Genomic DNA, 12,124 nt, shown 5'->3' on the forward strand with positions numbered 1-12,124 from the left:
ATAAAAAACCACCGAACATTAAGAACGGTGGTTTTTTGTGAGACAGTTTCGGGTTGATATTACTTCGTTATTTAGTAACTAAACCACTCAGCTCACTCATCAATACCGACAGCGTTGAAAGACCGATTTGACCTTCTTCCTCGTTGCTATGCAGCTCATCTAACTTGTTCATCTCTGTAGTGACTGCTGCAAGCTGATCGCCGTGTCTTGCTCTCCATTCACTAAATGCTTGCTTAGCATCTGGTTTTGAGAGTACCACATCCATCAATAGACGCAAGCTGCGTGACAGCTCGTTCACTAACGCATGGCGAGCTCGGCGATCCCAATAATCTTGCTGTGGTAGGCTGGCAATATTTTCCATCATCCAGTCTAATTGCAACACTTGATAAGCTTCAAAGTATAAAGTTGCAATTTCATCGACAGGACGTTCGTATTGCTCAGCAAGCAATGCAGCATCAAGCGCATCGACATGGTACGGTAGCATCGCAAATAGCGTAGCGTCATTATCAGACAGCTCTTTCTGCATCAAGCGTTTGGTATCTTCTTGCAGATATTGGGCAAATTGCTGCTCGATAAAACCACTTGGCTTGGTCAGTTTTTCTACACTTTCACTGAAGCGGCTAATCATATCAGCGACTTGCAAGTTTTGACCAAAGGCATTGATGAACCAGACCACACCGCGCTCAAGTGAATCACGTAGACGTAGCTCAAGGTTCAGCAGTAATGTCGCTTCAACTTGATTGTCTAGGGCTTCAAGGGCTTTCCAAGCGCGCGATACATTGAATACATCACGGCTAATCGCATAACCACGCACGATAGTAGCTAGTGATTGATCGGTTTCCTCAAAGAGACGGAACAGCGCTTCGATACCTAAGCGGTTGACCACACTGTTGGTCAAGTAAGTACTGATAATCTCGCGATGCAAACGGTGTTCAGTCATCTCATCAAAGAAGCGTGACGCAAGCTCATCTGGGAAGTACTTACGTAGCTCATTGATAAAGTACGGATCATCTGGCAAATCAGATAGTAGTAGATTGTCATAAACCCACATCTTACCATAAGCCAAGACTACTGCTAGCTCAGGATTGGTCAGACCAGTATCCGCTTTTTGGCGCTTCGCAATCTCTTCGTCTGATGGTAGATACTCAATCGCACGATCAAGACGCCCTTCACTCTCTAACATCTGAATAAAACGCTGATGATCGCTCAGGTTGGCTGCGGCACGGATATGGCTTAGCTCAATGGCTTGTGGTTGCAAGTAGTTCTGACGCAGTACCAATTCTGCTACGGTGTCAGTCATACTCTCAAGCAGCTCATTACGTTGCTTCAGCGTCATATCACCTTGCTCGACCACTTTGCCAAGTAGGATTTTGATATTGACTTCATGATCCGAACAGTTAACACCGCCTGAGTTATCGATTGCATCTGTATAGATACGTCCGCCCGTTTGAGCGTACTCGATACGACCTTGCTGAGTTAGACCTAAGTTACCACCTTCACCAACGACGGCTGCACGTAGCTCATTACCATCGATACGCAGCGAGTCATTCGCACGGTCGCCCACGTCAGCGTGTGTTTCGTTTGCACTTTTGACATAAGTACCGATACCACCATTCCAGATAAGATCGACAGGTGCTCGTAGTAACGCACTGATCAAATCATTTGGTGCAAGGCTGTCTTCACTGATATCGAAGAGCGATTTCATCTCAGGACTGATAGCGATGGTTTTGTCTTGGCGTGAGAAGATACCACCACCTTGACTGATCAATGATGCTTCATAATCTGCCCATGATGAGCGTGGTAACTCAAATAAGCGTGCACGCTCAGCGTACGAGGCTGCCGTATCTGGATTAGGATCAATAAAGATATGCAAATGGTTAAAGGCTGCAACGAGCTTAGTATGCGTTGATAGCAGCATGCCATTACCGAATACATCCCCACTCATGTCACCAATACCGACAACGGTGAAGTCATCACGGTTTTGGATGTCCATACCGCGCATACGGAAGTGACGTTTGACCGACTCCCAACCACCGCGAGCTGTGATACCCATTGCTTTATGGTCGTACCCTACTGAACCACCTGATGCAAAGGCGTCATCTAGCCAGAAGTTGTACTCTGCTGCTAGCGCGTTGGCTATGTCAGAGAAAGTAGCTGTACCTTTGTCTGCTGCGACAACCAAGTACGGATCGTCTTCATCATGGCGTACCGTGTTGGCTGGCGGGACGATGTTGCCATCTACAATATTGTCTGTGACATCAAGCATGCCGCGTAAGAATGTCTGATAACAAGCGATACCTTCTGCTTGGAATGCCTCACGACCATCAGCCATGCTCTTGGTTTTGACAATAAAGCCGCCTTTAGAGCCTACAGGGACGATTACTGCGTTTTTGACCATCTGTGCTTTGACAAGGCCAAGTACTTCAGTACGGAAATCTTCCATACGATCTGACCAGCGCAGACCACCACGAGCGACTTTGCCGCCACGTAAGTGCACAGCTTCGACGCGCGGTGAATACACAAATATCTCAAACATTGGCTTTGGTTTAGGCAAGTTTGGAATGTCTGCTGCCAAGAACTTAAATGACAGACGATCTTTGCGTTGACCATCACTATCGACTTGATAGAAGTTGGTACGTACCATTGCATTGATCAAATCTAAGTACCAGCGCAAGATACGATCTTCATCCAGGCTATCCACATCTGCTAACGCCGCTGTGATTTGCTCTTGAATGGTAGCAGCCTTTTCTTGACGTTCTTCTTCGCTATACTTAGGATTCATACGTGCGTCAAACAAACTACCTAACGCGACACTGATATCACTGTTTTTGACCACAGTTTGCTGAATATAAGCACTAGAGAATGGGGCACGTGCTTGCAGCATATAGCGAGACAATGCACGCAATACGACGACATCATAAGTATCGAGCTTGGTCGTTAGTACCAATTCATTAAATGAGTCGCTCTCCACTCGGCCTGCCCAGATTTGCTTGAGGCTGTCTTCGAACTGACCACGCACTACTTGCATATTGACCGTATCGACATGCTCTAAGGTCAGCTCATACTCTTGCATCCAGATAGGTTGCTCTGGCAAGTCAAACTCATAAGTTTGTGCTGAGATAACTGACACACCAAAGTTTTCAAGTATTGGTAATACTTTTGACAAGATAACCGGCTGCTCGCGACCGTATAGCTTTAGGTGAAGCTGGTTACGTGCATCGCCTGTCGACTGGTATAAGTGCCAAAGCATTGGTTGCTCTGCGGTCAGTCCTGCCAGACGTTTCGTGTCTTCGACTGCGGTACGAGCATCAAAACGCTCTTGGTAGGCAGCAGGAATATAGTTTAAGAAGCGACGATTTAAAGCATTGGCTTGTTGTTCGCCCACATTGTCGAGTAGCATTTTTTGATAATTATCATCCCATGATTGCATGAGTGCTGATAATTTGGCTTCAAGTGTAGCGATATTGACGTCATTTACTTGACCAGGCACGGTACGTACGTGGACGTGCACACGAGCATGCGCAGATTCATTAAATTCAGTGGTAAACCCTGAAGACATACCGTTATAAGCATCTTTTAGGACATTTTGTACTTTAATGCGTAGCTCGGTGTTGAACTTATCACGCGGGATATAGACCAAGCACGAGACAAAACGCTGATAATGGTCGATACGACTAAATAGACGTAAGCTCTTCTTGTCTTGTAGTTGAGTAATGCCCGAAACAATTGGGTATAGCTCTTCGACGCTGGCTTGGAACAAATCATCACGTGGCAAAGTATTAATCACATGCATCATCTTGTGATGAGCGTGACCGTCACGTGGCAAGTCTGCCATTGCCATAATCTTATTGGCTTTTTCGCGCAATAGCGGTATTTGCTGTACAGTCAGCTGATAGGCTTGTGACGTTAGCAAACCGATAAAGCGGTATTCACCAATTAGATTACCGTTATCATCGAACTTATGAATACCCAAAAAGTCCATATATACTGAACGATGCACAGGTGATACACGGCTTGATTTAGACAGCATTAACACGCGTGGCTCAGTCAACAATTGCTTTAAGCCTTTAGGTAATTGGCTAAAGCTTTCAGATAGCTTGTCTTTTTCAGAACCACGTAATAGACCAAGGCCACTGTTACCGATTGCGAATAAATCCAAATCGGTCGGCTCAGAAGTCACTTCGATAGACTGACCACCTTCCAAGCGGTATTCACGATATCCTAAGAATATAAAGTGATCGTCTAAGATCCAATCTAAAAATGCTTGGATTTCTTGTTGTGAATAGAATACTTCTGGTAGCGGCTTAGTAGAAAGCTCAGTTTTGATATCGTTCAACTGCGCACGCATCTGTTTCCAGTCGCCAACGACCGTATCAAGCGTGTCAATTTTTGACATCAGCATTTTTTGCAGTGCTTCCAAGTCTTCGTTGTCTTGGTAAGCAATTTCACAATGAATCAATGACATATGTGAAGTGGCACTTTCATGTGCGCCTTCGATATGGGTAATAGCACCATTGTCATCACGCTCAACACTGATGATGATGTTGTAAGTACGATGAACATCGATACCTTCAGCTTCTAGGCTCATCAAAATCGTATCAACTAAGAATGGTCTATCATAAGCTGCGATTTGAATGACAGTGTGCGAGCTGTGAAAGTGCTGCTCTTCTGCTGCTGGGTTTAGTACTGTCAGCTGCGGCTTGCTGCCGTCGTAAGCTTTGAGTAGTGTAAAGTGATGTAGCGCCATGCCCGCCAAGTCAGCATTACTAATCGCCTCTGCAGTTTCTTGATGCAGCGGCTGATAATAGCTATGAATAAAATGATCAAATAGCGATTTGTCTTTTTGTACATAACTGGTAGCAATATCGCTTATCTGGCTAATGCGCTCTTTTGCGATACTGAGGGAGTTTGGCATTTCCTGCGTCCTTTTTTTATAGATTTGGTTTAACATTTATTTATTTAAGTTTATCGATTTAGATTGACTACTGTTACTGCATATTCATCATTGGTGCAACGGTGCAGTATTTCCATTCACGCGACTTATTTTATTTTTATAACAGTTAGAAATTTTCTCCTTTTTTGCTCTTATTTTTTATTAATATGTAGCCATCAGAATTTAATACTACCAATATAGTGAAGTGTAACGCACATAAGGCGCGAGCTAAAGTGTACAACATCATTTCATGAATCAGCGGTGTGTCGATAACCTTTACTAATGAGACAATGCGGTTTTGGACGTCGATATGAATGATTCGGTGCTTGCAGGCGGATACTCATGGTAATTGAAGGCGTTTTTTTGTTAGAATATGCCAACATATTTACGAGCGTACGACTCGCTCATTATTAACTTTAATGCTAAGGGCAAAAGGTATGATGAATATTTTGGTGGTTGGCTCAGGTGGTCGCGAACACGCATTGGCATGGCAATGTGCAAAAGATGACAATGTAAAAAATGTCTACATCGCTCCTGGCAATGCTGGCACCGCCCTTGAGCCTAAATGCCAAAACGTTACGCTAGAGTCTACCGACGCTGACGCAGGCGAGCATAGTGCTGTTATCGACTTTTGTCAAAATAACGATATCGACATGGTAATTGTTGGTCCAGAAGCGCCTTTGGTTACGGGTATTGTTGATGCTTGTCGTGATGCAGGTATCAAAGCATGGGGCCCAACAGCTTACTGTGCACAGTTAGAAGGCTCAAAAACTTTTGCTAAAGAGTTCATGGAGCAAAACAATATCCCAACCGCTGCTTATCAAGGTTTTACCGACGCAGTCGCTGCAAAAGCCTATGTCGATGAGCAAGGCGCGCCTATCGTTATCAAAGCAGATGGTCTTGCTGCAGGTAAAGGCGTCATCGTTGCTGAAACGATCGAACAAGCACATGAAGCTATCGACGATATGCTAGCGGACAACAAGTTCGGTGATGCTGGCAGCCGCGTGGTCATCGAGCAGTTTTTACAGGGCGAAGAAGCCAGCTTTATTTGTATGATTGATGGTGACAACATTTTGCCAATGGCAACCAGCCAAGATCATAAACGTGCTTTTGAAGGTGATACTGGTCCAAACACTGGCGGCATGGGTGCTTACTCCCCTGCTCCAGTTGTTACCAGCGATGTTCATAACAAAGTCATACAGCAAGTGATTCAACCAGTAGTCGATGCCATGAAAAACGCAGGCCATCCTTATACTGGGTTCTTATATGCTGGTCTCATGATTGATAAGGCAGGCGACCCATATGTCATCGAGTTTAACTGCCGTTTTGGTGATCCTGAAACGCAGCCTATCTTAATGCGTTTGCAGTCATCAATGGTCGATTTGGTCGCACAAGGTCTGGCAGGTCAATTACCTAGTGAAGCCAAATGGGATGCGCGCCCTGCTCTAGGTATCGTTGTCGCATCAAAAGGCTACCCTGAAACTTCGTCTAAAGGTGATGTGATTGCTGGCTTGCCAGAACTAGATCCTAACAACGACAAAGCTGTTAAAGTTTTCCATGCTGGCACGGCATTTGCTAACGATAATGATAAAGAAGTCGTCACAAACGGCGGGCGCGTCTTATGTGTAACTGCGTTAGCAGATAGTATTTCTGATGCTCAGCAAGCCGCATTAGCAGTTACTGCTGCTATTAGCTTCGATGGTGCGCAGTACCGCCGTGATATTGGTCACCATGCCATCACTCGCGAAAATGCTTAGCAGCTAAGGCATCCCAAGAGACATATTGATTAACGTCTTGGGCAATATTTTAGACAACGCGAAGGTTTTGCTCAATACATTTGATTAATAGTATTTCTGTATTTTATAGCTCTAAATCATTATTTGACCTAGCATCATGCTAGGTCTTATTTTTTAGTATCTTTTTAATACTAATCTATTGGCTATAAATAGATTTTTCTAAGTTTTAATAGTCAGTTAACTTGCTAGAAAAATCTAGCTATTTATTAATTATACTCAAACTAGCAAGCACCTGTTTATCAATAGTTACCGTTAGATATTAGCTTACAAAGTAACTATCAATGGCCAGCTCAGGCTCATAAAACCAACGCGCTTTATATGATACAATTTTGTACCTGTGCATCACGTCTCCCTTGTATTGTAGGTTTCGAACCCGCAAATCAATACCAATTGGATGAATGATTATACTTATGGCAAATGATACGTCTAAACCTTTTAGCAACAAGCAATCAATCGATAGCCTAAAAACCTCAGGGTTTGATCGTCGTATGTCGATTGCGAAAACCTCTTTGAATATTGGTCGTCGTTGGGCGGGTAATAGCGTGTCTGGCATGTTCTTAAACAAAGAAGCACGCACTGCACGCAATCAGGCGTTTATGGAAACGCAGGCAAATTATCTGGCATCAGAGCTAGGTAAATTGAAAGGTTCGGTCGTCAAGATTGGTCAAATGCTAGCGATTTATGGTGAGCATATACTGCCGCCAGAGATCACACGTGCTTTGCAAACCCTTAATGATGACACGGCGACATTGACTTGGCCAACGATTGAGCAAACATTACGCCAGTTACTGGGCAATAAACTAAACGAGCTAGACATTGATCCTGTCCCCATCGGAACTGCTTCTCTTGCTCAAGTTCACCGTGCGACCATACTCGCCACTGGCGAACAAGTTGTGTTAAAAATTCAGTACCCAGGTGTGGCAGATGCTATCAACTCTGATCTTGCCTTGTTCAAACGATTGTTAAAAGTAAGTAATATCGTCCCTCAAACACGCGCACTCGATGCTTGGTTTGAGGAAATACGTGACCTACTCCATCACGAAGTTGATTATGAAGCGGAAGCGGCTACGACAGAACGTTTTTACGAGCGTTTAATCGATGATCCTCGCTATATCGTGCCTAAGATTAATCGCACTTATTCTAAAAAACGTTTGCTATGCATGTCATACGAGCCAGGTATCACTGTAGTTTCGGAAGCATTACAATTACTACCTCATGAACGCCGCAATGCCATTGGTCAAGCGGCCATTGAAATCATGATGCAAGAGATTTTTGTATGGGGTGAAATGCAGACAGATCCCAACTTTGGTAATTACTTGGTGCGTGTGAGCGAAAACGAAGAAGATATCGATAGATTGGTTTTGCTAGATTTTGGAGCGATTCGTCAGTTCGATGGCAACTTGTTAACGATTGCCCGTGGTCTACTACGCGCAGGATATCGCCATGATCAGCAAGCAATGAGCCTTGCTATGAAAGGATATGACTTTTTCGATAGCATGAGTAATAAAGTACGTTCAGATATTGCTTCGTTATTTTTGCTTGCTACCGAGCCTTTTAGTGACCCTGAGAAAAACACTAATATCCCTAGCGAATGTTTAGATGAACAGAATCGCTATATTTGGGCCAACAGTAAACTACATTCACGCCTATCCACTACGGCCACACGTGCAATGCAATCTTTTGAATTTAATCTACCACCAAAAGAATTCATGTTTATTAGCCGCAAGTTTATTGGTGCATATACCTTTTTAACTGTTTTAGATGCGCATACCAACTCTAACAGCCTCGTAAAACCTTATTTATAAAATGTGCAAATTTTTAGCCGTCCTTTAGTGACGGCTTCTTATTGTTTTAATTTTATTTGCTTAGGCTATTTTGTATTTAATACTATTACCTTTATTGTATAGCACTGACATAAGCCCTATATTTACTTAGGCTATTATTTTTCGCTTATAGCACTTACCTGCCAATCATCAAATCTTGTTTTATACCATTTTGGCTTACGAATACTTAGCTCCCAACACACTTCTTGTCGTGCAAGATATTTCACTTCGAAATGAGTGCGCTGACTGGTCACTGGTACTCGAGAACGTGTTGATGGTAGACACCATACTTTAGTTGCTTGGTGTTCTGCATTGTCCATATAGGATTCAATATTGGTCACTAATACCACTTCTCCGCCCACCTGCAAGCGTGATAATAGAAACTCAAAAAAAGGCATATTCAGCCATTGCTGATTTGGATTGTGCTGTTCAGGATTGGGATAAAGAATGAAGATTTTAGCCAAGCTGTTTGGTTTAATGGCATGCACTGTCCAGGCAATCGCATCCGCATGAATCGCATCTAGGTTTGATAGATTTTGTAGAGTGGCTAATTTTGAGAACGCTTCAAATTTATTACGCGTGCGTTCAATAGCTATCAAATGCTTATCAGGGTTTTGTGCGGCAAAGCTAAGTGCATGCTTACCCTTCCCTGCCCCAATCTCTAACACCAACAGTTTTTCATTTTTATTGTCATTGATGATATTTGGAATAATAAAGTCACGCGGTGCTGACAGTTTTTGTGGTTGAAAGGCACGCTCTTGCTGATGCGTGAGATCAATATTGTCGGTCATCTACTATCCTTAAAGCATTTGTCTTTTGTCATTATTCGGCCCCATGCTATTATATAGTCAATCCAATTGAATAGTAATACAGCGATAGCGAGTACGCCTCGTTTCGTCGTCATTTAAATGACGGATGCGTTTTATGCTCGTGCCGTATGCAACCAATACTAATAACATTTAGGACATCTCTCTTTTCTTATGACTGACTCTACTGCAAATACGCCCCCAAAGACCTACCCTTGCCCACGTTGCGGCACCCAGACGACCTGGCAAGACAATAAATATAAGCCGTTTTGTAGCAGTCGCTGCAAGCTAATCGACTTAGGTGCTTGGGCAAACGAAGACTACACCTTACCTGCAGAAACCACGCCTTTTTCTGACGAGCTATAACCCACACTTTTACTCAATTATTATACCAAGGATGTTTTACATGTCTGCTACTTACCTGATGCCCACTTATAATCGTCAACCAATCAGCTTTACACGCGGTGCAGGCAGTTGGCTATATACCAAAGATGACACGCCTTACTTAGATGCTTTGACTGGTATTGCGGTATGCGGCTTAGGACACTGTCATCCACAAGTCACTGACGCGATTCAGCAGCAAGCAGGTATGTTAATTCATACAAGCAACTTGTTTGGCATTGATTGGCAAGAGCGTGCTGGAGAGATACTATGTACCGCCGCTCAAATGGACAGTGTGTTTTTTGCCAATAGCGGCGCCGAAGCCAATGAAGCTGCATTAAAACTGGCACGTTTATACGCGTACAAGCAAGGTTTTAAACGTCCAAAAGTTATCGTGATGGAGCAATCGTTCCATGGTCGTACGTTATTATCTTTGTCAGCTACTGCAAATCCAAAAGCGCGAGAAGGGTTTTATACATTAGATGAAGACTTTATTCGTGTGCCATTTGGCGATATCGAAGCTGTCAAACAAGCTGCTCAAGAACATGATGATATCTGCGCTATCTTTGTAGAGCCGATCCAAGGCGAAGGCGGCCTAAATACTGCAGCCAATGGCTTCACTTATCTTGAAGAGCTACAAGCAGAATGTGACGCTCATAACTGGCTATTTATGCTAGATGAAGTACAAACAGGTAATGGTCGTACTGGTAGATACTTTGCTTATCAACACAGTAACGCTCGCCCTGATGTGTTGACGACAGCCAAAGGTCTAGGCAATGGTTTCCCAGTCGGTGCGTGCATGGTACGTGGCCGTGCCAATGGTTTGTTTGGCGCTGGTAGTCATGGCTCTACTTATGGTGGCACGCCATTGGCTAGCCGTGTGGTACATAGCGTGTATGACGTGCTAGCAAATAGTAATATCATGGAAAACGCAGTGACTGAGGGTTTATTTATCAGAGAAAGTATCGTTGATACATTTGGCCAACATGGTGTTAGCAGTCGCGGTGCAGGTATGATGATTGGTATCGCGTTACCTGAAGACATGGATTGTAGTCAACTGGTGGATCGTGCTCGTGATGAGCAAAAGCTAATCATCAATGTGACGGGTGGTCATGTTGTACGTTTGCTACCGCCGCTTAACATGAGCCGTGATGAAAGCACACAAGTCGCTGAGCGTTTAATCAATCTGTTAAAACCATCATTTTAAAGTATGTTTCAACGTTAATAACAGACAATAAAAAAGCCTATAGATGATTCATTATCTATAGGCTTTTTGCTAACTGCTTACTGCTTATTGCTAACTAAAAACGTTTCGTGCGTAGTGAGAACAACACTTAATTTGCATGGAAGTATTTTTTTAGTACTTCTAGGCAACGAGTGATTTTGGCTGGCTGTTGGTCGCGATTTAAAGTGACCGCATATAGCACAAAGCTTGGTAACTGATAGCCAGTCAACACTTCGACCAGCTCACCGCTCTCAAGCTCTTTTTTGACATCCATTTCTAACATTCTAACCAAACCATGACCTTCTTTAGCCAACGTCGTTGCCATGAATACGTTGTTGGTATAGATACGTGAGTTCATTTTAACACGCGTTTTTTTGCCAGTTTCAGTCTGAATCATATCGATCTGATTGGCATCTTTCATGATTTCAATACAGATCAGTTGATGCTCAGCCAAGTCTTTAGGCGTATTTAGCTTACTATGCTGACGCAAATACTGAGGTGAAGCAACCAATAGTTGGCGCACATCAGTCAATGGATGACTGCTCAGACTAGAGTCATTAATCGATGGGCTCATGCGAATAGCAATATCAATACGCTCATCAATCATATCAATATAATGATTGTCAGCTAGATAGGTGACGCTTAAATCATCATGTGCAGCCATCCAAGTAGAGAGTGCTGGCAGTATATGATTAACACCAAGCTCAGGAGTGGTCGATACACGCAAGCTACCTGCTAGCTCATCACGCAATTGATTAACTTTAATACGCCCTTGCTCCGCTGCACTGACGACATCTTTTGCCGCTTCATAAAAGCTCTCACCAGCTTCTGTTAAGCTTAGCTTACGAGTTGAGCGATGTAGCAACACCACGCCAAGCTCGTTCTCTAATGAACGAATTTGCTGACTGACTGCACTGGTTGTAATACCTAGCTCACGTGCTGAGCCACTAAAAGAGCCATGTCCGACCACACTGGCGAACACAGCCATACCGCGTAAATTATCCAACATATTCTCACCTAAACGTCATTTCAGTTTTTAATATAACTTAACCATTATAACGACTTTGGATTCATCTTATCGTTATCAAATGGTTCTCTCTTGTTTGATAAATATATTTTGACCCGTAATAAAAACAAAAATATCAAGGTGATATATTGCT

Annotated in this window: 7 protein-coding genes; 4 read left to right on the plus strand and 3 right to left on the minus strand. The window is 43.4% G+C overall.

Features of this window, described 5'->3' with window-relative positions:
* Positions 1-67: 67 nt before the first annotated feature.
* A complete protein-coding gene (locus SJY28_RS10515; RefSeq protein WP_379544411.1) occupies positions 68-4,915 on the minus strand; it encodes an NAD-glutamate dehydrogenase in 4,848 nt (1,615 codons plus the stop codon).
* A 458-nt stretch (positions 4,916-5,373) separates the two neighbouring features.
* On the opposite strand from SJY28_RS10515, the gene purD reads away from it, so the two are divergent.
* Both purD and SJY28_RS10525 read left to right on the plus strand, forming a co-directional pair.
* Positions 5,374-6,690: a phosphoribosylamine--glycine ligase gene (gene purD / locus SJY28_RS10520; protein WP_379544980.1), complete on the plus strand. Its 1,317-nt coding sequence runs from the start codon at positions 5,374-5,376 to the stop codon at positions 6,688-6,690.
* A 449-nt stretch (positions 6,691-7,139) separates the two neighbouring features.
* Positions 7,140-8,534, plus strand: a complete 1,395-nt coding sequence (locus SJY28_RS10525; protein ID WP_379544412.1) for an ABC1 kinase family protein — start codon at positions 7,140-7,142, stop codon at positions 8,532-8,534.
* Between the two features lie 134 nt (positions 8,535-8,668).
* Here the strand turns inward: SJY28_RS10525 and SJY28_RS10530 are convergent, their stop codons facing one another.
* Positions 8,669-9,343 (minus strand): SAM-dependent methyltransferase, encoded by a 675-nt coding sequence (locus SJY28_RS10530; RefSeq protein WP_379544413.1) that lies wholly within the window; start codon positions 9,341-9,343, stop codon positions 8,669-8,671.
* Positions 9,344-9,532: 189 nt separating this feature from the next.
* Between SJY28_RS10530 and SJY28_RS10535 the strand changes: the two genes are divergently transcribed.
* Together SJY28_RS10535 and SJY28_RS10540 are read left to right on the plus strand one after the other, a co-directional pair.
* Positions 9,533-9,724 (plus strand): DNA gyrase inhibitor YacG, encoded by a 192-nt coding sequence (locus tag SJY28_RS10535; RefSeq protein WP_261869527.1) that lies wholly within the window; start codon positions 9,533-9,535, stop codon positions 9,722-9,724.
* A gap of 40 nt (positions 9,725-9,764) precedes the next feature.
* The gene (locus SJY28_RS10540; protein WP_379544414.1) at positions 9,765-10,946 is read left to right on the plus strand and encodes an aspartate aminotransferase family protein; all 1,182 of its coding nucleotides are present in this window, start codon (positions 9,765-9,767) and stop codon (positions 10,944-10,946) included.
* A gap of 127 nt (positions 10,947-11,073) precedes the next feature.
* Here SJY28_RS10540 and SJY28_RS10545 read toward each other — a convergent pair whose 3' ends face one another.
* Entirely contained in the window at positions 11,074-11,973 is a 900-nt protein-coding gene (locus tag SJY28_RS10545; RefSeq protein WP_057760292.1) for a LysR family transcriptional regulator, read from the minus strand.
* Positions 11,974-12,124 lie beyond the last annotated feature (151 nt).

The sequence above is a fragment of the Psychrobacter sp. R86515 genome (assembly GCF_042466315.1).
Lineage (GTDB): Bacteria > Pseudomonadota > Gammaproteobacteria > Pseudomonadales > Moraxellaceae > Psychrobacter.

Excerpts from the sequence above, each read along its gene's own strand:
- SJY28_RS10515 (WP_379544411.1), bottom strand. The coding sequence starts at position 4,915 with ATGCCAAACTCCCTCAGTATCGCAAAAGAGCGCATTAGCCAGATAAGC.
- purD (WP_379544980.1), top strand. The coding sequence starts at position 5,374 with ATGAATATTTTGGTGGTTGGCTCAGGTGGTCGCGAACACGCATTGGCA.
- SJY28_RS10525 (WP_379544412.1), top strand. The coding sequence starts at position 7,140 with ATGGCAAATGATACGTCTAAACCTTTTAGCAACAAGCAATCAATCGAT.
- SJY28_RS10530 (WP_379544413.1), bottom strand. The coding sequence starts at position 9,343 with ATGACCGACAATATTGATCTCACGCATCAGCAAGAGCGTGCCTTTCAA.
- SJY28_RS10535 (WP_261869527.1), top strand. The coding sequence starts at position 9,533 with ATGACTGACTCTACTGCAAATACGCCCCCAAAGACCTACCCTTGCCCA.
- SJY28_RS10540 (WP_379544414.1), top strand. The coding sequence starts at position 9,765 with ATGTCTGCTACTTACCTGATGCCCACTTATAATCGTCAACCAATCAGC.
- SJY28_RS10545 (WP_057760292.1), bottom strand. The coding sequence starts at position 11,973 with ATGTTGGATAATTTACGCGGTATGGCTGTGTTCGCCAGTGTGGTCGGA.